This is a genomic window from Streptococcus huangxiaojuni (genome assembly GCF_040930515.1).
In the GTDB taxonomy this organism is placed as follows: domain Bacteria; phylum Bacillota; class Bacilli; order Lactobacillales; family Streptococcaceae; genus Streptococcus; species Streptococcus huangxiaojuni.
Map to the genome: position 1 here is coordinate 103736 of NZ_JBFQEG010000001.1, position 24309 is coordinate 128044.

20 protein-coding genes and 2 pseudogenes are annotated in these 24309 nt (G+C 43.0%); 11 read left to right on the plus strand and 11 right to left on the minus strand.

The genetic code is table 11. The features are described from left to right. Nucleotides 1–52 precede the first annotated feature (52 nt). Nucleotides 53–626, minus strand: a pseudogene (locus tag AB3329_RS00530) (nucleotidyltransferase family protein). A gap of 674 nt (nt 627–1300) precedes the next feature. Here AB3329_RS00530 and AB3329_RS00535 point away from each other — a divergent pair. Beyond that, nucleotides 1301–1738: a GNAT family N-acetyltransferase gene (locus AB3329_RS00535; protein ID WP_368393781.1), complete on the plus strand. Its 438-nt coding sequence runs from the start codon at nt 1301–1303 to the stop codon at nt 1736–1738. Between the two features lie 191 nt (nt 1739–1929). Further along, nucleotides 1930–2622: a DUF975 family protein gene (locus AB3329_RS00540; RefSeq protein ID WP_368393782.1), complete on the plus strand. Its 693-nt coding sequence runs from the start codon at nt 1930–1932 to the stop codon at nt 2620–2622. A 575-nt stretch (nt 2623–3197) separates the two neighbouring features. On the opposite strand, the gene AB3329_RS00545 is transcribed toward AB3329_RS00540, so the two are convergent. The 4 genes from AB3329_RS00545 to gla all read right to left on the minus strand — a co-directional run bounded on the left by AB3329_RS00545 (nt 3198) and on the right by gla (nt 6804). Further along, complete coding sequence (locus tag AB3329_RS00545; RefSeq protein ID WP_368393783.1) at nt 3198–3812, minus strand: DUF1269 domain-containing protein; 615 nt, start codon at nt 3810–3812, stop codon at nt 3198–3200. Nucleotides 3813–3926: 114 nt separating this feature from the next. After that, entirely contained in the window at nt 3927–4856 is a 930-nt protein-coding gene (locus AB3329_RS00550; protein WP_368393784.1) for a serine hydrolase domain-containing protein, read from the minus strand. Further along, nucleotides 4853–5605, minus strand: coding sequence for a CppA family protein (locus AB3329_RS00555; RefSeq protein ID WP_368393785.1), 753 nt, complete (start codon nt 5603–5605; stop codon nt 4853–4855). The genes AB3329_RS00550 and AB3329_RS00555 overlap by 4 nt, the downstream gene beginning before the upstream one ends. A gap of 353 nt (nt 5606–5958) precedes the next feature. Beyond that, nucleotides 5959–6804: an aquaglyceroporin Gla gene (gene gla / locus AB3329_RS00560; RefSeq protein WP_368393786.1), complete on the minus strand. Its 846-nt coding sequence runs from the start codon at nt 6802–6804 to the stop codon at nt 5959–5961. A gap of 117 nt (nt 6805–6921) precedes the next feature. Between gla and AB3329_RS00565 the strand changes: the two genes are divergently transcribed. Further along, nucleotides 6922–9204: a Xaa-Pro dipeptidyl-peptidase gene (locus tag AB3329_RS00565; protein ID WP_368393787.1), complete on the plus strand. Its 2283-nt coding sequence runs from the start codon at nt 6922–6924 to the stop codon at nt 9202–9204. Between the two features lie 335 nt (nt 9205–9539). On the opposite strand, the pseudogene recD2 reads toward AB3329_RS00565, so the two are convergent. The 3 genes and pseudogenes from recD2 to rnhC all read right to left on the minus strand — a co-directional run. Next, nucleotides 9540–11739: pseudogene (gene recD2 / locus AB3329_RS00570) on the minus strand (SF1B family DNA helicase RecD2); the annotation flags it as partial. A gap of 605 nt (nt 11740–12344) precedes the next feature. After that, nucleotides 12345–12938, minus strand: a complete 594-nt coding sequence (gene lepB / locus AB3329_RS00575; RefSeq protein WP_368393789.1) for a signal peptidase I — start codon at nt 12936–12938, stop codon at nt 12345–12347. Nucleotides 12939–12949: 11 nt separating this feature from the next. Beyond that, a complete protein-coding gene (gene rnhC, locus AB3329_RS00580; protein WP_368393790.1) occupies nt 12950–13855 on the minus strand; it encodes a ribonuclease HIII in 906 nt (301 codons plus the stop codon). Between the two features lie 327 nt (nt 13856–14182). Here rnhC and zapA point away from each other — a divergent pair, with 327 nt between their 5' ends. Genes zapA through AB3329_RS00595 form a run of 3 tightly spaced genes read left to right on the plus strand, consistent with a single transcriptional unit; the run spans nt 14183 to nt 17424 of the window. Continuing rightward, entirely contained in the window at nt 14183–14497 is a 315-nt protein-coding gene (gene zapA, locus AB3329_RS00585) for a cell division protein ZapA (RefSeq protein WP_368393791.1), read from the plus strand. Beyond that, nucleotides 14494–15042 (plus strand): CvpA family protein, encoded by a 549-nt coding sequence (locus AB3329_RS00590; protein ID WP_368393792.1) that lies wholly within the window; start codon nt 14494–14496, stop codon nt 15040–15042. Before zapA ends, AB3329_RS00590 begins: the two co-directional genes overlap by 4 nt. A 45-nt stretch (nt 15043–15087) precedes the next feature. Beyond that, a complete protein-coding gene (locus tag AB3329_RS00595; protein ID WP_368393793.1) occupies nt 15088–17424 on the plus strand; it encodes an endonuclease MutS2 in 2337 nt (778 codons plus the stop codon). Nucleotides 17425–17434: 10 nt separating this feature from the next. Here the strand turns inward: AB3329_RS00595 and AB3329_RS00600 are convergent, their stop codons facing one another. After that, nucleotides 17435–17680, minus strand: a complete 246-nt coding sequence (locus AB3329_RS00600; RefSeq protein ID WP_368393794.1) for a hypothetical protein — start codon at nt 17678–17680, stop codon at nt 17435–17437. A gap of 13 nt (nt 17681–17693) precedes the next feature. Here AB3329_RS00600 and AB3329_RS00605 point away from each other — a divergent pair, with 13 nt between their 5' ends. Beyond that, nucleotides 17694–18209 (plus strand): phosphatase PAP2 family protein, encoded by a 516-nt coding sequence (locus AB3329_RS00605; RefSeq protein WP_368393795.1) that lies wholly within the window; start codon nt 17694–17696, stop codon nt 18207–18209. A 183-nt stretch (nt 18210–18392) separates the two neighbouring features. On the opposite strand, the gene AB3329_RS00610 is transcribed toward AB3329_RS00605, so the two are convergent. Beyond that, a complete protein-coding gene (locus AB3329_RS00610) occupies nt 18393–19421 on the minus strand; it encodes an NAD(P)H-dependent amine dehydrogenase family protein (RefSeq protein ID WP_368393796.1) in 1029 nt (342 codons plus the stop codon). 277 nt (nt 19422–19698) lie between these two features. Between AB3329_RS00610 and AB3329_RS00615 the strand changes: the two genes are divergently transcribed. Together AB3329_RS00615 and trxA are read left to right on the plus strand one after the other, a co-directional pair. Then, nucleotides 19699–20406 (plus strand): MerR family transcriptional regulator, encoded by a 708-nt coding sequence (locus AB3329_RS00615; protein ID WP_368393797.1) that lies wholly within the window; start codon nt 19699–19701, stop codon nt 20404–20406. A 246-nt stretch (nt 20407–20652) separates the two neighbouring features. Beyond that, complete coding sequence (trxA, locus tag AB3329_RS00620) at nt 20653–20967, plus strand: thioredoxin (RefSeq protein WP_067060052.1); 315 nt, start codon at nt 20653–20655, stop codon at nt 20965–20967. Between the two features lie 172 nt (nt 20968–21139). Here the strand turns inward: trxA and mutY are convergent, their stop codons facing one another. Next, nucleotides 21140–22294, minus strand: a complete 1155-nt coding sequence (gene mutY / locus AB3329_RS00625) for an A/G-specific adenine glycosylase (protein ID WP_368393798.1) — start codon at nt 22292–22294, stop codon at nt 21140–21142. Nucleotides 22295–23416: 1122 nt separating this feature from the next. On the opposite strand from mutY, the gene AB3329_RS00630 reads away from it, so the two are divergent. Both AB3329_RS00630 and lepB (AB3329_RS00635) read left to right on the plus strand, forming a co-directional pair. Further along, the gene (locus AB3329_RS00630) at nt 23417–23701 is read left to right on the plus strand and encodes a DNA repair protein (protein ID WP_368393799.1); all 285 of its coding nucleotides are present in this window, start codon (nt 23417–23419) and stop codon (nt 23699–23701) included. After that, on the plus strand, nt 23679–24281 hold the full coding sequence (gene lepB / locus AB3329_RS00635) for a signal peptidase I (RefSeq protein WP_368393800.1): 603 nt from the start codon (nt 23679–23681) through the stop codon (nt 24279–24281). Before AB3329_RS00630 ends, lepB (AB3329_RS00635) begins: the two co-directional genes overlap by 23 nt. Nucleotides 24282–24309 lie beyond the last annotated feature (28 nt).

Consider the following 24309-nt stretch of genomic DNA (forward strand, 5'->3'; position numbering starts at 1 on the left):
TCTTTTTATAGACGGCATAAAAGCAGTGTTGCTGCCTTTTTAGAGTTTTCAACTAAATATCCGGGTTGTCCGCAAAAACTTCTACTGAGAGGTTAGGCCAGATTTTTTGCCAGTTCTTTTTCATTATCCTCTTGTTGTAAACATTCCTGCGCTCTTTACCCAGTGAATAATGCGGAGTTGGAGAGACAGTGAAGTTAATTAAATCATCAACCCCATGCGGTGTAAATACCTCTAAAGTACCGTCAAGAGCTAAGCGAGCAGCGATTGAGGTACATTTTTCCGGAAATTTAGAAACCGCATCTTTTGAGCTGCTGTATTTGTCAGTATTTGGACTGTGGCTGTTCATGTAGTACTGATTCTTAACTTCCCAGTTATATTGCGGATATTGCTTTTTGATGGCTTGCTTCAATGGTCAGCGTTTGATTATAGCTGATGCTGTCATCGAAAAAAATCACATCGATATCTGAAAAATGAACAGCTGCACTTTTTCCGCTCAAAACATCCCAAATATAATTTCTAAGAGTACCGGCACACAGCCAGCAGTCTTTTAAGTCAAAAGAGCTGATAATTTCAAGCAAAGTCATCATCTCTTTGCTGTTTCTGATGATATGGTCAATTGAAGACATCATCATCTCCTCCCATAGCGCTATAAGACACAAGGTCCGCATGAAAATGGCGGTAAGCCAGAAATCTTCGATTTCGTCTGCGCACCCCTGCCAAAACGACTAGAAAGGTGCGGTCGGCTGTCAAGACGATAAAGCTTTCAGACGTTTACGGCTGGCGGTAAGCCAGAAATCTATGATTTCGCGGACGCCCCTCTACCAAGACGACTAGAAGGGTGCGGTAAAAGCTTTAACTTTTAAATGGATTCCAGCCTTTTCAGGACGCTAGTCGCCTAGTGGCATTTTCGTCGCTTTTCAAAGCTTGAAACTACCTACCAGGCCTTGCAGGGGGTGGGACAAGGGACTTTTTATCCTTGACAAAAGTTCTGTCCCACTCCCAGACGTCTTGGGCTTCTTTAATTAATTGTTATTACAAAGCATGGTGTACATCATTTCACTAGGATTTAAGGCTGTGTTCAATTATACTCTTTTGCAAAAAATTATTCAATCTTTCTTATTAGTCTATAACTGGGAAAATCTGCCGGAAAAAGAGGGCAGTCATAGTTTGTTTTGACTGCTGCACAGATCTTCTGATGTTTGAGTGGGTGAAATATTTTATAAATACCGAATGCAGTGGGCAAAGCGGAAGCATAGGAGCTTATTTTGATTATTGCTGAGTAAAAGGGTATAATGAAAGTATGCAAATCAAACAGACCAGAGATACACTTTCGAATACTTATTATGATGCTGTCAAAATTCGGCAGCTTGTTTTTGTAAAGGGGCAGGGGGTTCCGCGCAGCATTGAGATTGACAGCAATGAAGCTTACTGCCTGCATTTTGTGCTCTATGATGACAGTAATCAGCCGGCAGCCACCTGCAGGATTTTACCGGATAAAAGTTATAATAATGCAACTTTGCAGCGTATGGCTGTGCTGCCTGATTACCGCGGGGAGCATTTGGGGACGCTTCTTTTAGAACACGTCCTTGCTTTTTGCCGCAAACAGGGCTTCTGTAAACTGTCTCTTCATGCCCAGCTGACCGCCAAAGGTTTTTATGATAAGATGGGCTTTAGAGCAGTGGGATCTGTTTTTGAAGAAGCCGGGATTCGGCATATTACAATGGAAATGGCGCTGTAATCAGATTTAAAATCTCCTTAGCTTGGGGGCAACTGACTTGAGAGTTAATTTTTAAATATTCTGCCCTGCTTTTTGTTGGTTCTAAGCTTGGGCTTTTTTTGTATAGCCAAAGAATTTTTTTGAAAAGGGGTGACTTTTTTTAGAAAAAATGCTAGACTAGTGAAATACTATAAATTTTGAGGGAGAATGACATGAAAACACGAAAAGAATTGAAAGACGAAGCAAAGGCAGCTTTGTCAGGCAACTGGGGCTGGGCTGCTGCGCTTTCTATCATTCCTTATCTGGTTCTTATGCTTGCATTTTTTATGATAATAAGTCTGATCGGTCTTTTTTCTTATGTCGGCGGCAGCAATGACTCTACAGAATTGGTTGGCGTTTCTCTTTTTCTTATAATAGCTGTTTATATCTTGTTTTTATTGGTGTTTTTGGGGATATCCGTCAGCATTTCCTCCAGTTTTTTGGATTTAATTCGCGGTAAGAAGAGTGAACTGATGCCTGCTGCAACCTATGCTTTTAAACAGGGGCGCTATGGCAAATTCTTTACTAATTCCTTGATGGTAGCTGTTTTTACTTATCTATGGTCGCTTCTGTTTACTATTCCCGGTCTTATTAAAACCTACAGCTATGCTTTGAGTACCTATATTGTCAAAGATGATTTAGATCAAGGCAGACCAGTGAGCGCGACTTCAGCTATTACCAAAAGCCGTCAGCTCATGGATGGCTACAAGTGGGACCTGTTTGTTTTAGGGTTAAGCTTTTTAGGCTGGGAAATTTTAGCCTCTCTAACACTGGGGATTGGTTATATTTGGCTGGCTCCCTATATATCAGCTACCTATGCCGCTTTCTATGATGATTTGATTCAAAATCAGCAGCAACCGGCCTAACCGTCAAAAGAGATGAAATGGGGGCTTAGTTTTTGCTGAATGGCTGGCTCTGATGGCCAAATATGTTGTCATAGATAGCAAAAAAGGAGTGAGGGAAGTTGATTCAAATAGTTATCGATTCTTCCTCACTCTTTAATTCCAAGGCTATTACCTATAGGTGTAGTCAAAAAAGGTGTTTTAAGTAAAATAGTCAATTTAAAGGCTTGAGACAATTCTGTCCCAAGCCTTTTTGAGCATTAAAAACATAAAAAGGCGGTAAGTCCGAAATCTACGATTTCGCAGCCGCACCCCTGGCAGAACGACTAGAAAGGTGCGGTCGGCTGCTAAGACGACAAAGCTTTCAGCCGTTTACGGCTGGCGGTAAGTCCGAAATCTATGATTTCGCAGCCGCACCCCTGGCAGAACGACTAGAAAGGTGCGGTCGGCTGCTAAGACGACAAAGCTTTCAGCCGTTTACGGCTGGCGGTAAGTTAGGAAGGGGAAATTCTCAAAAACTTTATTCTTCCACTTTTGCAGCCTTTGCCCCTGTCTATATCAACTTCTATGAAGAAAGCTGTACAGATTTTTGGGGAAAATTATTTTTTACCTCTTAAACGCTTGAAAGTAGCTTTTAAGTTTTCTGCGATATCGCTGCTTTGTTCTTTAAGATGTTCCAAACGTCTCTGGTTCATATCTTTTTGGACATTAGCGTAAAGATCATCTTGTACCTTGCCGGCTAATGCGACTTCCTGAGCAACAGAAAGGGCATTCCAGCGCATAATGCTGGTTTTATAAGCAGATAAGAAAGCATCAAGCACGGTCTCGTCCTCCTCATGGGCTAAGAGGATCAGAGCTGTATCACCATCCAGAAGCTTTGTGGTGACTTCTTCAATAAGATTATTATTTGAGCTGTCTGTCATACTTCCGCTGGCGGCTCCGGCCAGACTGCCGATTCCGTAACCAATGATGACGCCAATCGGACCGCTTAAAATACCGATTAAACCGCCGACAATTCCTCCGATGGCAGCATAATCACGGCTGCTGTCGTTAAAGTCAAGAGCGTCTTTGAGAATGACTTGGTTAGCTTCTTTTTTGACAACCGCCAGCTGAGCAATCTGTGTCTTGTCGTCAGGCTGGAACTGTTTGAGTTCTGAGAAGGATTGGTAAGCCTCACTTTCTGTTTCAAAAATGGCCATAATAATATTTGACATATAATCTCCCTCCTTTTGTTCTGACCGCTTACCGGTCTTTGCAGCTTTATAAGCGTTTTATTAAAGAAAAACAGTATTGGAAAACTAGTATCGAGCTGGCAGCTATTTTGCCTGTTAAGTAGTGAGGCTGCTTTTTATGGCCTCTTTTATTTTACTGCGTTCTTTTATCCATAAAGAACGGCAGTCTCTTTCATAGGTACGGTTGGTCAGAAAAACAGCGGCTTGCTGAGCTTGACGGTTGACCATAATGAAGGGGCCTGTGTAGCCGGTATGGTCAAGCCAGTTTCCCTCTAGGTTCCAGGCTAATGAGCGCGGCTTTTTCACGCTGCCATAATTATGCCAAAGGTCAGCAGCGAAGTCATCCTGCAGGTAGCGTTCTAAAAAATGTTCCAAATCTTTGATAGTTGAAAACAGCCCTGCTGAGCCAGCATGATTTCTCAAAGTTTTAGCCTTGGGGTCGTGCACCCTTCCATCAGTTACGCCTTTGCAGGTTGGGACGGCCTCTCTTACAGGCCCAAAACGGGTTTGAGCCATCTTAAAAGGAGTAAAAACCTCTTTTTGAAAAATCCTGTCTAAGGATTGGTCGTAAATGTTCTCCAGCATAAAACCTAACAAAAGGAAATTAATATCAGTGTACCGAAAGGCTTTATCGGGTGTCACAGCAATATGATTAATGGCTTCCTGCAGTTGGGCTGCATTCATCTGATTCCGTCCGGGGATATAGGGATCAATGCCGCTGGTGTGGGTTAAAAGCTCCCTTACCGTAACAGCAGAATGATAAAAAGAGGGATAATAAGCTTTTAAAGGCTTATTTAGTTCAATCTCATGTCTTTTTAGCAAATAGAGGCAGACTGTTCCCACGCCAACAACTTTTGAAACAGAGGCTAAATCATAAATCAGTCCCGGTTTGACTGCCTGCTCTCCATCGATTGTTCCAATGTAATATTCCTGCCAGCAGCCTTTTTGGTACAGGGCCAAACTGGCCCCATGATAGTGTCCTTGCCTGATATGTCCGGTGATGGTCTTTAAGACTGTTTTTGTCATTTGCTGAACCAAATTTCAATGCGGCTGGGGTCGGAGATAACCAGCAGTTCTTCTTTACGGTCGAGATAAACAGCTTGCCCCTTGTTTTCAAGCTGTTTTTTCAGCTCAAGCAGATTGTAATCTTTCGGAACTTTAACTTCCAGATATTCTAAATCCCAAGTTTGACTTGGATCAGCAGCCAAATCTTCGCCTTGCGCCGCTGTAAATACCAGCTCTAATGGAAAATGAACAGGAAGCAGTGCTTGATAAAATGTTTGTGACAAAGCGGGTTCAGCAGCATTTACGGCCAGTCTGTCAAACTGAAAAGCCGACAGCCCCTTGAAGTCAGGATTCTTATCCAGATGGGGCGGGACAATTTCTATTAAATCTTTCAAATTTTCTTCGGCATGCAGTAAGAAGAGGTCTCCTTGCGGGGACAAGGCTTCAAAGGCATAGCCTTCTTTTCCTTTGTATATTTTTTGTGCGGCGGCTCCGTTCGCCAATAAGTCTGAAATTTCGGAAGGATTTTCTGCTTTTAAGGTGATTTTATTGATTTTTTTGTTCCCTTTGACAGCACGGGTCTCGGGAGCAGGTGATTCCTCAATTATTAATAGTTGATTCTGCTTATTCCAAGCCGAAAAAAAAGCCAGTGTATTTTCTTCGCCAAGCAGACGCAGGCCCAGAGTCTGCTGATAAAAAGCAATATTTTGGTCCCGGTTGTCGACCCGCAAAGCGATTGCTTTAAAAGTCATACGGTCAAGTAAAGTCATCAGGTATTCTCACGCTCCTTTCTTTTAGTTTAGCCAAATTTTCTCTATTTGACAAGAAATTATCGGTTTTCAAAGAAATAAATGTGCCGGTCAGCAAGTGCTGCCAAGCCGGTATTTACTGCCTAATGAACTGCGGCTGTAAATAATGGGGAATCCGGAAATTTCTGGCTACCGTCAGTCATAGACGTCTGAAGGTTTTGTTGCCTTGTCAGCCTACCGCACCCTTCTAGTCATCTTGGCAGGGGTGCGTCTACAAAATCACAGATTTCGGACTTACCGCCAGCCGTAGACATTTGAAGGTTTTGTATCATAATAAAAAAAGATTGAAGAGACAATTCTCTTCAATCTGATGGTTAGTTATAAAGCCATTTGTACAAAGCGATGGCGGTGATTGCTGCAAGAATAGGAGCTACTACAGGCACCCAAGCATACCACCATTTGGAATCGCCTTTATGTTTTCCAAGAACTGATACAGGCAGCAAAGCGTGAAGGATACGAGGGCCTAAGTCACGTGCAGGGTTAAGTCCGGGACCGGTAGGGCCGCCGAGGCTGGTTACCAGAGCCATGACCAAGAAACCAAGAGCGATATGCGCAACAGCCAAGCTTCCGGTTGTATAAGGTGCAACCTGAGTGGCCGCCGCAGTGGCATCATAACCGTAATCAGTTAGCTGAGTTATCAGTTCGGCTCCAAAGTAATTTTTAGTCATAGCTATTGCGCCTAAGAAAAGGACAAAAGAGCCGAAAAATTCATTGATAAAGCCGTTAATCCAAGCAGCCTGACGTGTTTCCTGCGAACCGCTGTCTATAGCTGAAATGGTTGAAAAGGAGCCTAAGATAGCGTTAGGATTTTCCGTCTGCAGATAGTAAGGACGGTGTGTGGCTACAACGACTGCCTGTCCGGCCATCGCTCCTAAGAGCTGAGCCAAGATGTAAGGCGCCACATGTTCCCAAGGAAAATATCCAGAAACAGCCAAGCCCAAAGTAAAGGCAGGATTAATGTGATTGCCCGATACATTACCGAACATCAGCGCAGGAATCATGACCCCCATACCGTATCCGATAGCGATGGTCAGCCAGCCGCTGGCATGTCCTTTTGTACCTTTTAATTCAACATTAGCAACAGCTCCGTTACCGAGTATCAGAAGGATAGCTGTTCCTAAAAATTCTGTGATATACTTCACAGTCCATGCTACATCCATGTGCGTTTATTTCCTCCAAAAGTTAATATTGTTTAGACAAGTACCATTTTATCAAGTATAATAAACAATGTAAAGCTATTTGGGAGAAATAAAAACGTTTACTTGAAGGAATTCTCTATGAAATATAACCACTATTCTTACCTATCTGTCCCACAGGAGCGCATGCTTTCCGAACTGAAATCCCTGAATTTCAGCCTTTCAGAAGAACAATCAGATAAAAGCAATCTTGAGAGCTTTGTTCGTCAGACTTTTTTTCATTATCACGATAAAGATTATGCACTGGCGAATATGGTAGCCGATTTTGAAACGGATTTGCTAAGCTTTTTTCGTTCGGACCTCCCCTTATCCGCGGCTGTTTTTGACATGGTCGCCCTGCAGCTTTTAGGTTTTATTCCCAACCTTGATTTTACGGATACAGCTGCCTTTGTCCGTGAGCTGGGTTTCCCTCTGCATTATCAGAGCGGTCAGGTGATTTCGGCACTCTACCGTCTTTTGCTTTGCCGGATGAAAAAAGGCATGACTTTGCTGGATGACCTTGTCAGTAAGGGGCTGCTTCCGTTGGATAACAGCTACCGCTTTTTTAATGGAAAGAGTTTAGCAACCTTTGATACGGGCCGGCTTATCCGCGAAGCTGTATATGTGGAAACACCGCTTGATACTGATAATGACGGGCAGCTTGATTTGGTTAAAGTTTTTATTATCCGCCATGCTACACAGCACAAACTCCCTGTGATTATGACAGCAAGTCCTTACCATCAGGGGGTCAATATTCCTGCTAATGATAAAAGACTTCATAAAATGGAAGGAGAGCTTTCTGTCAAGCAGACCGGAGCCATCACTGTACAGGAAAGTGAAGCAGCTGTCTTACCAGTCCCTGAGGACTCTAAGCCAATCGGCCAGGCAGAAGAGACATTCAGCTATACTGACAGTTACGGTCTTAATGATTACCTTTTGGCTCGCGGCTTTGCCAATATTTATGTTTCCGGGATAGGGACTGCAGGGTCTGATGGTTTTATGACCAGCGGCGATTATAGGCAGATTGAGAGCTTTAAGGCTGTCATTGACTGGCTGAATGGCAGAGCTGCAGCTTATTCCAGCCACAGGCGCGATAAGAAGGTCTTGGCTGATTGGGCCAGCGGTTTGGTCGCAACGACAGGGAAATCATATTTGGGAACCTTGTCAACGGGTCTCGCAACGACTGGTGTGGACGGTCTTAAGGTGATTATTGCTGAGTCTGGTATTTCTTCTTGGTATGATTATTATCGGGAAAACGGGCTTGTTTGCAGCCCGGGAGGTTATCCGGGGGAAGACTTGGACGTGCTGACGGAGTTGACCTATTCCCGTAATTTACTGCCTGGGGACAGTCTGCGCAACAACGATGCCTATCAAAGCTGGCTTGACAGTCAGTCGGCCTGTCTTGACCGCGTAAATGGTGATTACAATCAGTACTGGCATGATCGCAACTATCTGCCGCATGCTGACAAAATAAACTGTACTGCTGTCTACACTCATGGTCTGCAAGACTGGAATGTAAAGCCCCGTCAGGTTTATAAGATATTTAAAGCGCTGCCCGCTCATATTCAAAAGCATCTTTTTCTTCATCAGGGGGAGCATGTTTACCTGCATAATTGGCAGTCGATTGACTTTCGTGAAAGTATGAACACACTCTTATCTGAGAAAATGCTGGGTCAAAATCATCATCTGGACCTGCCGGCTGTCATTTGGCAGGATAACAGAAGTGAGCAGACCTGGCAGAGTCTGGCAAGCTTTGGGGGAGATGCTCAAATCCGACTGCCGCTGGGCAATAAGAAGCAGCCTATCCATAACTGCTATAAGGCAGAGGATTTTGCCCGCTATGGTAAGAACTTCAACGATTTCAAAGCGGATTTATTCGCCGGCAGAGCTAATCAAATAACAGTCGATTTTCAATTAGAGAATGATATCTTTCTTAATGGTGAAATAAGACTGAACCTTACATTAAAATCAAACTGCAGAAAAGGTCTCATTTCTGCTCAGCTTCTTGATTACGGTATGAAAAAAAGGCTGACAGACCGGCCGCGTCTTATCGAATCGGCTGCCATCGATAATGGACAAAATTTTGCCCGCGAAGACCTGCGTGAACTGCCCTTCCAAAAGACAGCTTACCGGCTTATTACTAAAGGTATGCTCAATCTCCAAAACAGGACAGACTTATTGCTTGTTGAGGCTGTTGAACCGGATGCTTGGATGACTGTATCCCTTAAACTGCAGCCAAGTCTCTATAGGCTTCTAAAGGGCGAAACCTTACGCCTTTTGCTCTATACCACCGACTTTGAACACACTGTTCGCGATAACAGTGATTATACTCTGACGGTTGATCTTGGTCAATCCTATATAGATATCCCTGTCAATGCCGGATGAGCTTTCAAGCAGTCTCCTGCAGCTGCTTTTTAATGCTGTTCTGCCAAAGCAAACAAATCACTTAACATGAACAAACGAGTCAGGTAACCACCTGACTCGTTTGTTAAAAAGGGCATCGTTTATTGGAATCTATATTTTAAAAAATGCTTCAATATCAGCTTGGCTGATTCCAATCATCGGATCGATTGTTAACAGATTGTCCTCAGTTAATCGATAACTGTCAGTTTGCTGATTTAGGGCAGAAGGGGTCTTCTTATCGCTCCCTGTTCCTGTTTCAGTATTGCTTTCGGGAAAATTTTGCTTTTCATTTGCAGCCGCATTTTCCTGCGTCCCTTGCTGAAAGCGCTCGACCAAATATGTTTTACGCTTAGCACCTTGCGTTTTAACAGCTGTGTCAAAGGCTGACAGTTCTCCCAGCATAACCAGTTTGCTTTTGGAGCGGGTAATGGCAGTGTAAATCAGGTTGCGCTGCAAGAGGCGGCCGCTCTGGCGAGTCACAGGCAGGATAACAACCTGAAATTCACTGCCCTGCGATTTGTGGATACTCATCGCATAAGCCAATGTCAGTTTATGCCATTCATTGCGGGGATAAGTGAGCTCTGTTCCATCGAAATGAACCGTGATTTCGTCTTGTTTGGACTCAGTATACTTAGTGGGAATCAAATCGTCAATATAGCCGATATCCCCATTAAAAACATTCAGCTCAGCATCATTGAGCAAATGGAGCACCTTATCATTTTTCCGGAAACGAGTCTCATTAAAAAGGAATTCTGCAGTATCATCTAAGGGATTCAGAAGATCCTGAAGCAGTCTGTTAAGATTGTCGATGCCTGCCGGGCCGCGGTACATGGGAGCCAGAACTTGAATTTCTTCTTTTGCGATACCGCTTTTAATAGCAGAACTGACGATTTTACTGACCATATCTGGGATATGGTGACCTTGGGCTTCAAAATAGGAACGGTCAGCCTTCTTGTCTGTAAAATCAGCCGGCAGCTCACCTTTTTTTATTTGACTGGCTAATGTAACGATAGTAGAAGCTTCTGACTGTCTGAAAATTTTAGTCAAAGCAATCTGCGGTAGTCTCTTAATTTTTAAAAGATCGGTCAGAACCTGGCCGGGTCCGACAGAAGGCAGCTGGTCGCTGTCTCCGACAATAATAAGCTGTGTATGGGAAGGCAGCGCGCTAAAAAGCTGGTGCGCCAGCCATGTATCAACCATTGAAAATTCATCAACAATCATTAAATCACAGTCCAAATAATCTTCAATAGGGTGATAGTCATTGTCGCCCGTAAGACCTAAATGACGGTGAATGGTCGCGCTGGGGAGTCCGGTTAATTCATTGAGACGTCTGGCTGCCCGACCTGTCGGGGCAGCCAGCATGATGGGAAGGTCGCTTAATTTGCTGTCAGTAAGCTTATTCAGACGGGTGTAAGCTCCAATTATACCGTTGATAACAGTAGTTTTGCCGGTTCCCGGCCCTCCTGTAAGCAAGAAGACCTTACTGCTGAGCGCCTGTTTGATGGCTTGTTTTTGTGTCTCATCATAAGTGAGGTTCTCCTCTTTTTCCAAATCAGCGACTGTTTTTTCGAGCTCAGCTTCAGAAAAAGTCTCTTCTAAAGACCGGTCAAGAATACGTTTAAGATGATTTTTAATACCTGCTTCTGCTGAAAAAAGGCTCTTGTCAAAAATTTTAGTTTCGATATTTTTCACCCTATCTTCAGCGATAAGTTGGCTCAATTCGTGAGCGACAGCAGCAGGGTCCAGTTCTATCGGTCTGGCTTCTTCCAGAAGGCTGATAGCTTTTTCCAGAAGATCCCGTGCTTCAACATAGGTATCTCCCTGCCTGACGGCAGTTTCCAGAAGGCTATGAACGAGCGCTGCACGCAGCCGCTGCGGTGAGCTGCTTTCAATCCCCAGTTCATCTGCCAGACGATCCGCCATTTTAAATCCGACCCCTTGAATATCTTCAACCAGCTGGTAGGGATTGGTTTCTATAATTTGCAGGGTTTCAGTCTGGTAATAATCAAAAATCCGAAAGGCTAAACGATTACTAAGACCATATTCTGCTAATTTGGCAAGAATCTGTTCAGTACCATAGTTCAGTTTTAAAGCTGCAATAAAATTTTCCTTGCTGGCCTTGGACAAACCGCGAATGGAATCCAATTTTTCCGGTTCTTCCAAAATTTTGTCAATCGTACGGTCACCGTAAAGAGCAATGATTTTTTCAGCTGTCTTTTTCCCAATCCCTTTAAAATGATTGCTGGAAAAATATTTAATCAGTCCGGAAGAAGAGGGCTTTGTCCGCTCATAACGGCTGATTTTAAGCTGTTCACCATATTTAGGGTGCTGAATCAGCTCTCCCCAAAAGGTATAATTTTCTCCTTCTATAATATCAGCAACAGTACCTGTTACAATAATTTCATAATCAGAAAAAGGACTGTCGGTGTCCTCAATTTCTAAAAGCAGGATTTTAAAGAAATTGCTGCTGTTTTCAAAAATAATACGCTCGATGCTGCCGGAAAAATAATACTCCATAAATCCCTCTTAAAAACAAGATACAAAGCCCGTTAAAAAATCCGTATGAAAATAGGGGATGGCAAGTGATGCTGGCATCACGCTGACAGCCATCTTTTTCACTAGGATTTTAGGGCGTGTTCAATTCCAACAAGATACAAAGGGCGTTAAGAACGCAAAAAGAAAATAGGAGACTGACCGATGAATCCAGAAAGATTCGAGGTCAGGCTATCTTTTTCCCGCAGCGTTTAGCCCGTGTTCAATTCCAACAAGATACAAAGGGCGTTAAGAACGCAAAAAGAAAATAGGAGACTGACCGATGAATCCAGAAAGATTCGAGGTCAGGCTATCTTTTTCCCGCAGCGTTTAGCCCGTGTTCAATTCCAACAAGATACAAAGCCCGTTAAAAGAGCAAAGCAAAAATGGCGGTAAGCCAGAAATCTTTGATTTCGCAGACGCACCCCTGCCAGAACGACTAGACAGGTGCGGTCGGCTGTCAAGACGACAAAGCTTTCAGACGTTTACGGCTGACGGTAAGTCCGAAATCTCTGATTTCGCAGACGCACCCCTCTGTGCTACATAAAGAAGTGTTTAAAAAAGCCGGAAAGGGCATGGCGTTCCGGACTTTAACTAATGAAGCCGATACTTGATAACGGCCAGAAACGAAATTTAACTTCACCGGCTATGGCGCTTTCAGCAAAAGTGCCAACTTCACGGCTGTCTTTAGACACAATGCGGTCATCCCCCAGCAGATAATACTGCCCTTCAGGAACTTGGACCGTAAAATTGGCTTGGCCGTCAGCATCCGTTGTAAATGCTGTTGCCTGAGCGGCTAATTCCTGAAAGAGGGCACTGTAAGAGTAGGTGCTTTGAAGTTTATCCTGAGTAAATTTTTCTTTATAGGCATCTAGGTAAGCTTCATCTACTTCCTTGCCATTAACAGTCAGGACATCATTATTATAGGCAATCGTGTCCCCGGGCATTCCGATGACGCGTTTAACAACCTGCTTGGTTTCGCCATCTTCCGTTTCGTCGGCAACCACAATATCAAAACGCTGAATCTTAGCAGTTTTGACCATGATCAAACGGTCACCCTCAGCCAGGGTAGGATCCATAGAATGACCGTCAACTTGAACCGGAATAAAGATAAATAAACGCAGTAAAACAATAGCCGTGATCAAAAGGGTGAAGGGGCCCCATTCTTTGATAAATTTTCTCATAGACTTCCTTATTATGATTTTTTTAATAGTAACTGTGCTTTTTGGGTATTGGCAAAATGAAGTTTTGCCGTACGGGCCAGGCCGGACATGCCGTAAGCAGCTAAAATTTTGCTCGCTGTCATATCCGATTGGGAACCGGCTCCGCTGGGTAAACGGTAGCCGATGTCTTGCCCCAGTTTTGTTAGATTTTCTAAAAAGAGCTTGCGGGCAATGATAGAACTGACTGCCACAGCCAGATACTTGGCCTCAGCCTTTTCTTCCAGCCAGACAGCTTGGCTGAAGCGGTTGCTTTCTTTTTGCAGATATTTTTGATAATTTCTGGGACTGGTAAAAGCATCAATAATAATTTTGTCAGGCTGCAGCCCTTTTTGCAGCAGCAAAAAAATGGCTTGATTATGCAGGGCTACTTTGACAGAAACGGCATTATGCTGTTTATTTTCACCGACAACTTCATTATATTTCTGCGGTGATAGAAAGAGTGCTTGATAAGGGATTTCTCTTTCCAGAATTGGAGCAATTTGTAAGATTTTAGAATCTGTTAATTGTTTGGAATCAGCAACACCTAATTTTTTCAGTATGTCATGCTTCTCAGGAGCAACAAAACTGGCTACAACAGCAAGACCGCCAAAATAAGAGCCGTTCCCGACCTCATCAGAACCAATTAATGACAGTTTTTCCTTCTGGCTGTCCGGCTGCTTAGTGGGACTAGAGGCTTGTATTCCTAGTTTTTGAGCAACACTTTCAACCTGGCTGCCCTGCAGGACAACCTTACCGGACGTATAGATGAGAATCGTCACTTGTTCAAGCTTGGCAGCGAAAACGACATATGAATTGTGGCGCGGAATCTGCTGATTTACCAGACGCTTCTGCAAATCTGCCAAAGTTTTTTTATCCGGCTTTGCAACAAAAGTTTTCATACCTAATATTCTATCACAAAAAGCTAAAAGTTAAAAAAATTCTCCTTCAGTCACAGCAGAAGATCCTCTCTATACTGTAAAGGCAGTGAGAGTAGGGGACAGCCATTTTAAACAGTGATAAAATATCGATTGCATTTTGGTTTTTTGGCAAAAGAGGATCAAAATCTGAATGATCAAAACACACGCTAAAGACAACCGGCTGTTTTGTCTGTCGGGTCTGTCTCCTACCGCTTTGGCTGATGAAAGCTTTTTTAACAGAAAAAGGCTTATCGCTATTTTACGAAAATCTTATTTTGCGGTATAATGCTAAATGAGAGGTGTGAGAGTATGACAAGTAAAAATCGCTACAAATTCAGCTTTGGGGATAAGCCTTTGACGCTGACGACTGATAAAGATAACCTTTTTATGGAAGAGGTAGAGCGTGTCGCCAAGGAAAAATATGAGGCCATCAAAGAAAAACTCCCGCAGGCTGATAATGAGACAATAGCCATTTTAATGGCGATTAATTCTTTGTCGACACAGCTCAGCCGCGAAATTGAGTTTGAAAAAACAGAAAAAGAATTAACTGAGCTGCGGACCAAAACGATTGTCGGCATTCAAAAAAGGGCCGGACATTCTCAAGGCAGCGGAGAAGAACGATGATGACCTTTCTGCTTTTGCTTATTTTAGTCTGGCATTTCTATATTGGTTATACACGCGGCCTTCTTTTACAAGGTTTCTATTTTGCTGGCAGTATTGCCGCCTTGGTTATTGCCGGGCAATTTTATAAAGAATTGGCTCAGGTCATTACGCTTTGGATTCCTTATTCCAATCCCAGCGAAGGGGCTGAGGTCGCTTTCTTTACAGATGTTGATCTTTTTGATTTAAGCTATGTCTACTATGCCGGAATAGCGTTTCTGCTGATTTTTATGGGAGTTTACCTGCTTGTTCGTTTGCTGGGTATTTTTCTTCATTTAGCACCGCTTGATTATTTTGATAATACACGTGCAAATTGTATCAGCGGTACGTTGTCAGTTCTTGTTACCCTCCTATTTTTTAGCCAGATTTTATCTATTTTAGCGACAGTCCCTTTAGATTTTGTGCAAAATGCCCTGTCAGGAAGTTTTTTGGTGCGCTTGCTGGTCAGTCATTTTCCGCTCCTTTCGTCCCTGATAGAAAATCTTTGGACGGTTAATATCCCTAAGTAAGGCAGACGCCTTACTTTTTTTAACTTTTTAGGTATAATAAAAGGTATGAACAACAAGATTTTAGAACAAATGGAGTTTGTTAAAGTCAAGAATCTATTTGCGGTCTATTTGCAGACGGAACAAGGGGAGCAGGAACTGGCTGCCCTGACACCGATGACCGAAGAGAAAAAAATTAAGCGTGCCTTTGCGGAAATTTTGGACATGGAGGCTGTTTTCACAGAAGAGCACTCTTTTGGGGTCGGTCAGATTCAGGATATATCGGGCAGTATTCAGCGGCTGCAGGCAGACGCTGATTTAGATCTTACAGAACTGCTGGGGATTAAACATGTTTTATTAACTGCAGCCGATCTAAAGCGCTTTTACGCTGACTTGGAAAATGTCAGTTTAACGGAACTGCAGCGTTTATTTGAAGAGCTGACTGTCTTTCCGCAGCTGCAGGGAAGTCTGCAGGCGGTTAATGATGCTGGTTTTATTGAGGATTTTGCTAGTCCGGACTTGACTAAAATCCGCCGTCAGCTCCGCCAGCGTGAGGATGAGCTGCGTCAGCTCCTGCAGGATTTGTTAAAAAAACAGGCCGAGTTTTTATCTGAAAAACTGATTGCCAGCCGTAACGGACGCAGTGTTCTGCCTGTCAAAAACACTCACCGGCACCGGATTCCAGGTGTTGTACATGATATTTCAGCATCAGGTGCTACTGTTTACATTGAACCGCGAGGGGCTGTCAATTTACATGAGGAAATCAGCCGACTGCAGGCAGACGAACGCTATGAAATTCAGAGAATTCTGCATGATTTATCACAGCTTTTGCGGCCTCACACAGCTTCTCTGCTTCAAAATGCCTGGATAATTGGGCATATTGACCTTGTCCGGTCTAAATATTTTTTCCTGCGTGACTATAAAGGGACAGTGCCGTCTGTATCGAAAGATAAGACAATCCATCTCCTTTCAGCCCGTCATCCTTTGCTGGCTGACCCAGTGCCTAATGACTTGCAGTTTGCTGATGACTTAAGAGCGATTTTAATCACCGGGCCGAATACGGGCGGTAAAACGATTATGCTGAAAACGCTCGGTCTGGCTCAGATTATGGCTCAGGCCGGTCTGCCTATTCTAGCGGCTGCTGGTTCAAAAATTGCTGTTTTCCGCCAGATTTTTGCCGATATCGGTGATGAGCAGTCTATTGAACAAAGTCTCTCAACCTTTTCCAGCCATATGACACAAATTGTTGCTGTCTTAAATAAAGCCGACCAAGACAGTCTCGTTCTTTTCGATGAGCTTGGAGCAGGTACTGATCCTAAAGAAGGAGCGGGCTTGGCTATGGGGGTTTTGGAACATTTGCGCTCACTTAATATTAAGACTATGGTAACGACGCACTATCCTGAACTCAAAGCTTATGGCATTAAGACAGACTTTGTAGCCAATGCCAGCATGGAGTTTGATCAGGACAGCCTTCGCCCCACCTATCGCTTTCTCCAAGGCGTTCCTGGACGATCTAATGCTTTTGAAATTGCCCGCCGTCTGGGTCTGTCTGATACCATCGTTAAAAAAGCCGAAGAACTGACGGATACGGACAGTGATGTCAACTCCATTATTGAAGAGCTGGAAAAACAAACGCTGGAAAGCCGCCGGCGCTTGGAAGGCATTACAGAAATTGAAGAGGAAAACAAGAAGTTCAACCGGGCTGTCAAAAAACTCTATAATGAGTTCTCCCGCGCGCGTGATCAAGAGCTTCTGAAAGCTGGTAAACAGGCGCAGGAAATTGTCGACCGTGCCTTGTCTGAGAGCGATGAAATCCTTAAAAATCTTCGGGAACAATCAGCTTTAAAACCTCATGAAATTATTGCTGCGAAAGGCCAGCTAAAAAAACTGGCACCGGCAGAAGATCTGTCCAAAAATAAAGTGCTGAAAAAGGCCAAACACAGCAAAGCGCCGCATGCTGGTGATGATATTGTCATTACGGCTTACGGCCAGCGAGGAACACTGACTAAACAGTTAAAAGACGGGAAATGGGAGGCGCAAGTTGGCCTGATTAAGATGACGGTCGGGGAGGATGAGTTTACCTTAGCTAAAAACCAAACCGGCAAGCAGCCTTCTAAAAAGAAGGAACTTAAGGTTGTTAAAAAGGCCAATAGGAGCAGCAGCCCCCATGCTCGTTTGGACTTGCGCGGCAAACGCTATGAAGAAGCGATGCAGGAATTAGATGCCTTTATTGACCAAGCGCTTCTTAACAATATGACTCAAGTGGATATTATCCACGGTATCGGAACAGGGGTTATCCGTCAAGGGGTGACTCAGTACCTGCGCCGCAATAAACATGTCAAAAAATTTGCTTATGCTCCGCAAAATGCCGGAGGCAGCGGCTGCACCATAGCCCATTTAGGCTGACAGCTAAGCACTAAAAAATCAGCTGGATCTGCTTTTCAGATCGAACCTCAGCGCTGTAGGGAAGGTATTTGGGAAGAAATCTGCTGGACATTTCCGGTGTTTTCATGCCTTCCTTTTCTAAGATGGCTTGGTGCAAAGGCCGGTCTCTAAAAAGTTCCTGCTTCGGAGCTTTCAGGTTTGGATATCTGAATTCAGCCGTTTGACCGCTCTTTAGCCTTTCGGTTTTAAAGCGCGGTTCAGCCGATTTCAAAATCATGATTGCATTCAATATGACAGTATTTAAGAAAACAGAAAAAAATTATGCGGCTTTTTACAATAGCCTCACGGCTAAAATTCGCCGACAGCCGCAGAAAATCCGCCTTCTGAATCAGCTCAACACGTTTCTGACTAGGTTGATTTATCTTACCTATCCCCTGCTTTTATTAGCTGTATTATGGCAGAAAGACTATCCTTTTCTTCCTTTTGTATTTATTCCTGCCCTCAGTTTTGCCGGTGTATCGCTGCTGCGGCGCATTATCAATCTGCCACGGCCTTATGAAGCATGGGGAATTGCCCCCTTAATCAGCAAGGACACCAAGGGCCAGTCTATGCCCAGCCGCCATGTTTTTTCAGCTGCTATTATCAGTATGTCCGTCCTGAGGCTTTACATTTGGCTTGGTTTGCTTTATCTTATTTTATCCCTTTTGCTGGCTTGCTGCCGCGTTCTGGGAGGCGTTCATTATCCTAAGGATGTTATCGTGGGCTATGCTTTAGGTCTGCTTTACGGTCTGCTTTTATTTCTATAAAAAGCTGTCTTTAGCATTATAGCTTGATTATTCAGACATTGCCTCAAGCAAAGTATCTGTATTGGGTGCTATGTTCTTTCACTGCTTTTTAGACAAATATCCGAAAAGCTGAAACAGCAATTCAAAAGAAATCATGACAGACCTCTGTGAATAGAGATCTGTCTTTTTTCTTAATTGGATAGTTTACAGATAAGTGTGCAGAGGAAAGCTTGGGTAAGACAGAAGTGGTAATTTTTCTGCGGTTATAAAGCCTGCCGGAGCATTAATAACACTTGGGATTCGGTTGACAATGGTAGCGCAGGTTAAGGCAACCGTATCAGGTTTAGAAACTGAAAATTCCAAATCAGGCTGACCGGAAATAAACCAATCGCACATATCGCCGTCTTCTTTACGGTAGACTTTGCCGATGCATTCCACCTCCAGATCGATTCCCTGCTGTGTTTTAATTTCTGTAACCGCAGACATTCCGATAGCCTGTCCGGCTGGGATTGTCCGTCCCAGTGTCTGAGAATAGACATCCTCATCCAGAATAAAAGGGACATTTTTTTGCTGGATTCTGCTGATTGTCCAGCCCATTTTTGCACAAATCGCTTCAGCAGCATTCCACATATAAGAAGGCAGACTTTCAGCAGCAGCGATTTCTTGATTGAAGCGGTCCAAATCATAGCCGGCACCGTGTGCTTCTGCTAAGGCTGGACCGTAATCTTCTACATTGTAGCTGACTTTCCCGCTGACTTTTTTTATCTTATTCATACCGGCCATAGCTAAGCAGGGCATGTTAATCCAGTAAATATCCTGCATACCGGATCCGGTGATTGTGGCATGATTGGCTTTAGCCAGCTTATCTAAGCGGTTGGTTTCCGAAGGAGAGGTTGTCCAAGGGTAGATGGCCTCCTCACATGTGGAAATAACATTGACACCATGTCTTAAAGCTATTTCGTAGAAATCAAACATTTCAGGCATATAGGAAAAGACAGTTACAATGGCAATGTCAGCGTCGCACTGTTCAAAAACAGCTTCGGCATCATCAGAAATAATGACACCTGTCTGGCAGCCCAAGTCAGCAAATTCTCCTAAATCTTGACCGACAAGCTGAGGGTTCGTATCAACAGCACCGACAATTTCCACATCGTGGTCTTTCAAGTAGCGGCAGATAAATCTGGCCATTTTACCGCAGCCAAACTGTACGGCACGGATTTTTGTGTTTCTCATGAGAAGTTCCTCCTTTTAGTTAAGTGATAAATATTGTACAAGGTGAGATGATATACTGCTAAAAAGTCAGTGTTCATTAGCAGAGTACCTATGTCTGCAAGGATTAAAAAGATTTTCGGCCCTTTCTCTCTCTGCTGACTTGATTTTTTATTTTCTGCCTATATTATAATGTCTATAGTAACTAGAGGGTCAAGAATACACCATAGAGTGAAATTTCTGCCCCTTAAGAATTCTTCTTTCCTGCTTAAGGCAAAAGCATAAAAAGAAAGGGGAGGCAATGAAAAAACTTTTACGGATTGGAAAATTTTCAGAGATGAATCATATTTCCATTCAGACAATACGTTTTTATGACCGCATTGATTTATTAAAACCTTTCTATGTTGACCCTGTGACCAACTACCGCTATTACCATATTAACCAGTCGTCTATAGTAGATGCTATCCAGCATCTACGGCAGTTAAACTTCTCCTTAAAAGAAATTAAGCTGATTCTTTCACAGGACGACTTTTCGTTTCTTAATAAGCTTGTTGAAAAGCACAGACAGGATTTAAAAGAAAAAGAACTTATGCTGAACAGGCAGCAGCAGGACTTGAAAGATTTTCAGGCCTCCCTGCAAGCCTATCAAGAGCATGCCTCCTGTCAGAAATTAGAGATTATTCCGCTCCCCAAGCGGCGAATCCTGTCTTATACTGTAGAAGATAACATTTACCAAATGACCGCAGAAGAGTATGAGCTTCAGCTAAGAAGACTGAAAGACAAAATTCAGTCTTACAGCCCTGCTTTCCAGAATTTTGGCTGTATCGGTTCGATTATGCCTCAGCAATCTTTTTTATCAGGAAACTGGTATTCTAAAGAAATGATTGTTTTAACGCAGGCCGAGCCGGGTTTCCCTTTTACAAAAGTCAGCTATCTTCCTCAATCGCTTTATGCTGTGAGCTACTGCGATTCTTTTCAGGAGGAACTGGCTGCTCTGCCTCTTTTTTAAAAGCTGTTCAAGAAGCAGACTGCCGTATTTGCGGTGACTACGTTTGTCAGGTAATTTATGAGCACCCTAAACTGACAGAGGCAGAAAGAAAAATGTTTATCCGCATGCAAATCCCGGTTCAATATAACTAACACGGATTCGCTTTGTTCTGTTTGGACAGTTTTTCATTTACCGTAGCAAATATTTGGCAAAACACTTTTTTTCCCGTACAATAGGCTCATAAACTAAAAGAAACGAGGGAAATACATGACACAGGTTGTTACAGATAAAACTTTTGCAGCTGAAACAGATCAAGGTCTGGTTTTAGTTGATTTTTGGGCTACTTGGTGCGGCCCCTGCCGGATGCAGGCTCCTATTTTAGAACAGCTTTCCGAAGAGCTGGACGAAGATGAGCTTAAAATTGTTAAGCTGGATGTAGACGAAAATCCCCAAACAGCACAGCAGTTTGGTATCATGTCCATTCCTACTCTGCTTTTTAAAAAAGATGGAGAAGTGGTTAAACAAGTGGCAGGTGTCCATACAAAAGATCAGCTTAAAGAAATTGTAGCTGAGCTGAGTTAATCAGCCGATTGTTAAGTAAATAAAACCAGCGTCTAATGCTATAGACGCTGGTTTTATTTGTTTAAAAATGGAAATAGGGCTAATGAATAAGATCCTAAATCCGTCAAAGGCCTTTGCTTGAAATGAGCCTGCTGCCTGCAGCAGGCTCCAAATAGTTTAACTGGGCAAAAACCTAATCGCTATCGTGTTTCAGATACTCCTCCAGTATTTTCTGCTGCGGTGCTGCAAAAGGATAATTGGCAAAATCGGCCGCAGAAACCCAGCGGACGGTTTCACTCTCCTGTATATCAGCCGCTGCCAGCAGACCTTCTGTCAGCTCGATCTGCCATTTCCGATGGCTAAAGACATGTTTAAGCTGGCTGAAGCGTCTGTCAGACCAGCTGGGACTGATCTGATACTGCTCTTCAAACACCTTTTTTTGAGACAGAGTTTCCCGCAGACTGTCAGCACTATCGTCAAATAAAGTTAATGGCTGTCCGATAAAGCTTGTTTCCATCAGCGGGAAGGACCAAAAACCTTCCAGCAGGCGGCTGTTCTTATTTTTTTCCAGTAAATAATCGCCTGTTTCATTTCGGATAATAAAAGCTTGAATTTGTACCGGCTGCGGTTTTTTCTTAGGACGCTTGATGGGGTATTTGTCCATTGTTCCATTTAAATATGCAGCACTGAAAAAGCGGACAGGGCTCTCCTCTGGTCTGGGATTTTTGGCCGATTCAATATCGCTCCCTAGATCCATCAAGGCCTGGTTAAAGTCTCCCGGCCGCTCAGGGTCAATTAGGATTTCCATCAAAGCTTGAAAAATTTTACGGTTTTTAGGCTGACCAATATCATAATCAATTTCAAATAACCGTGACAGCACACGCATGACATTTCCATCAACAGCGGGTTCCGGCAAATCAAAAGCGATGCTGGCTATAGCACCGGCAGTGTAAGGGCCGATGCCTTTGAGCTGAGCTATTTGTTCATAGTTTTCCGGAAAATGTCCTTGAAAATCCTCAACAATCTGTCTGGCGGCTTTTTGCATATTACGGACTCGGGAGTAATATCCCAAACCTTCCCAAGTCTTGAGCAGTTTTTCTTCGTCGGCGGCTGCCAAGTCGGTGACAGTCGGAAAACAGTCAAGAAACCTCTCATAATAAGGAATAACGGTCTGAACTTGGGTTTGCTGCAGCATGATTTCGGAAATCCAGATTTTATAAGGGTTTTTAGTCCGGCGCCAAGGGAGATCACGCTTCTCTCGGTCGTACCAGTTGAGGAGAGTTCGCCGGAAAGAAGCAATCTTGCTTTCATCCCACATGACAATCCCATAGGCTTTTAAATCTATCATATCTCCTATTGTAGCAAACTGACTAAAAATTTCAAAATTGGATCATTTTATGAGCTTTATACTTGACAAGCGAAAACGCTTACAGTATAATATAGATGAAATTAAGTAAGACTCAGTAAAAAGAAAGGAGATGTTTAAAAAGATTTTGGGAGTCTTCAATAGGTAGGCAATAATGATTTGATTATAAGGAAGGTGGCACATATGTTAGTTTTAAATATAGGCCGCTATAAAAACGGTGACAGTAAATAGCAGGCGGTTTTTCCGCTTCTTAAGAAGACTTTGCAGAATATTCGTTTTTGGAGGTCAGTTTATGCATGTAGCTAGGTATAAAAATGGAGATACTGCTTAGATGGGAACTTAAGAGTTTCTGTCAGCAGTAAACAGATTAGAAGAGGTACAGACAATGCTTAAACTTAATCTAGGCCGCTATAAAAACGGCGATATTTTCTCTTGACACTAACAGAAATAAAACAGACGAAACTTATATAAAAAATCATACTAAAAACACAAGCAGCCTCATATGAGGCTGCTTTTTTTATGTAAGATACAAAGGGCGTTCAAGCTCACAGCAAAAATGGCGGTAAGCCAGAAATCTCTGATTTCGTCTGCGCACCCCTGCCAAGACGGTTAGAAGGGTACGGTAAAAGCTTTAACTTTTGAATCAATTCTAGCTTTTTTTCAGGACATTAGTGTCTAGTGACATTTTAGTCGCTTTTTCAAAGCTTTAAAATGCCTACTAGGCCTTTCGGAGGTGGGGCAAAGAACTTTTTATCCTTGACAAAAGTTCTGTCCTACTCCCAGACGTCTGCGGTTGCACTCAGTGACGCAGAGCCTCAGCTTATAAGATCGCCTCACCCTCTAATTTCTAAGTTCTGTCCCAAATCCTCTATTAGATAATTTGGATAATTTCACTCCACAGCACCTAGACTGTATTCAGGTCAAATGCAAAAGCTGTTAATAGAGCGAGGCAAAATGGGGATGAAGCCCCAGAACAGGCGGTCTGTGCTCTATGTTTCTCAAAGATTACAAAAATGTTAATTGTTTTACAATATAATATAAAATTAATTACATTTTTTGCTAATCTTATGATATAATTAACACGGAGAGTTAGGAATTACAATTATGTTAAATAAAGAGAGAAAAAACTTAAGAAAACTTAAAAAAACCGAGCTTTTAGAGATTATGTTAGCGCAAAGTGAAGAGATTGAAGCGCTTAAAAATCAACTGGCTGCCGCTGAAGAAAAACTGGCAGACAGGGAGATTATTCTCAAAGAATCGGGATCTCTGGCTGAGGCTTCGCTTAAATTGACCAATATTTTTGCAGAAGCGCAAAAAGCAGCCGACCTATACTTGAATAATATAAAAGCAAGATTGGGAGAAGAAGATGGAAAAGCCGACAGAAGCTAAGATTCAAGAGACTCCTGTACTGCCTGAAAAAAAAGAAATTGAAGCTGCTTACAAGGAGCTGAGCTACCGCAAGAAATTTTTAGAGACATTAAGAAGCACCGCCTTTATGTTAACAGTAGTCGCAGCTGTCGCTGTTTTGGTTGCCGTGCTTTTTTTGCCCATTTTGCGGATTTACGGCAAGTCTATGAAGGGGACGCTGGACAGCGGAGACTTAGTTGTTTCAGTCAAAAGCAGCCGCTTTGAAACAGGCGATATTGTTGCCTTCTATTATAATAATAACATTCTGGTCAAACGGGTTATTGCTGAATCCGGCGATTGGGTTGATATGGATAAGAAAGGCAATGTCTATGTCAATCAGAAAAAAATAGCTGAACCTTATCTAAAAGAAAAGGCTTATGGAGAAACAAACATTACTTTTCCTTATCAGGTTCCTGACGGCCGTATTTTTGTCATGGGGGATAACCGCAAAGTTTCTATCGACTCCCGAAACAGTTCAGTAGGGACGGTGGCTTCAGAACAGATTGTCGGGAAACTTATCTTTAAAATCTGGCCGCTGCCTGAATTAGGCCTGATTCAATAATTTGAAACGATCCGTATAGAAAGGAAAG

What these genes read in the sequence shown, in the direction of transcription:
- AB3329_RS00555 (WP_368393785.1), bottom strand. Translation starts at nt 5,605, where the DNA reads ATGACTTTACTTGACCGTATGACTTTTAAAGCAATCGCTTTGCGGGTC.
- lepB (WP_368393800.1), top strand. Translation starts at nt 23,679, where the DNA reads ATGGAAAAGCCGACAGAAGCTAAGATTCAAGAGACTCCTGTACTGCCT.
- AB3329_RS00615 (WP_368393797.1), top strand. Translation starts at nt 19,699, where the DNA reads ATGAAAAAACTTTTACGGATTGGAAAATTTTCAGAGATGAATCATATT.
- gla (WP_368393786.1), bottom strand. Translation starts at nt 6,804, where the DNA reads ATGGATGTAGCATGGACTGTGAAGTATATCACAGAATTTTTAGGAACA.
- AB3329_RS00605 (WP_368393795.1), top strand. Translation starts at nt 17,694, where the DNA reads ATGACAGTATTTAAGAAAACAGAAAAAAATTATGCGGCTTTTTACAAT.
- AB3329_RS00630 (WP_368393799.1), top strand. Translation starts at nt 23,417, where the DNA reads ATGTTAAATAAAGAGAGAAAAAACTTAAGAAAACTTAAAAAAACCGAG.
- AB3329_RS00565 (WP_368393787.1), top strand. Translation starts at nt 6,922, where the DNA reads ATGAAATATAACCACTATTCTTACCTATCTGTCCCACAGGAGCGCATG.
- AB3329_RS00590 (WP_368393792.1), top strand. Translation starts at nt 14,494, where the DNA reads ATGATGACCTTTCTGCTTTTGCTTATTTTAGTCTGGCATTTCTATATT.
- AB3329_RS00600 (WP_368393794.1), bottom strand. Translation starts at nt 17,680, where the DNA reads ATGATTTTGAAATCGGCTGAACCGCGCTTTAAAACCGAAAGGCTAAAG.
- mutY (WP_368393798.1), bottom strand. Translation starts at nt 22,294, where the DNA reads ATGATAGATTTAAAAGCCTATGGGATTGTCATGTGGGATGAAAGCAAG.
- lepB (WP_368393789.1), bottom strand. Translation starts at nt 12,938, where the DNA reads ATGAGAAAATTTATCAAAGAATGGGGCCCCTTCACCCTTTTGATCACG.
- AB3329_RS00610 (WP_368393796.1), bottom strand. Translation starts at nt 19,421, where the DNA reads ATGAGAAACACAAAAATCCGTGCCGTACAGTTTGGCTGCGGTAAAATG.
- AB3329_RS00545 (WP_368393783.1), bottom strand. Translation starts at nt 3,812, where the DNA reads ATGTCAAATATTATTATGGCCATTTTTGAAACAGAAAGTGAGGCTTAC.
- AB3329_RS00535 (WP_368393781.1), top strand. Translation starts at nt 1,301, where the DNA reads ATGCAAATCAAACAGACCAGAGATACACTTTCGAATACTTATTATGAT.
- AB3329_RS00550 (WP_368393784.1), bottom strand. Translation starts at nt 4,856, where the DNA reads ATGACAAAAACAGTCTTAAAGACCATCACCGGACATATCAGGCAAGGA.
- AB3329_RS00595 (WP_368393793.1), top strand. Translation starts at nt 15,088, where the DNA reads ATGAACAACAAGATTTTAGAACAAATGGAGTTTGTTAAAGTCAAGAAT.
- trxA (WP_067060052.1), top strand. Translation starts at nt 20,653, where the DNA reads ATGACACAGGTTGTTACAGATAAAACTTTTGCAGCTGAAACAGATCAA.
- AB3329_RS00540 (WP_368393782.1), top strand. Translation starts at nt 1,930, where the DNA reads ATGAAAACACGAAAAGAATTGAAAGACGAAGCAAAGGCAGCTTTGTCA.
- rnhC (WP_368393790.1), bottom strand. Translation starts at nt 13,855, where the DNA reads ATGAAAACTTTTGTTGCAAAGCCGGATAAAAAAACTTTGGCAGATTTG.
- zapA (WP_368393791.1), top strand. Translation starts at nt 14,183, where the DNA reads ATGACAAGTAAAAATCGCTACAAATTCAGCTTTGGGGATAAGCCTTTG.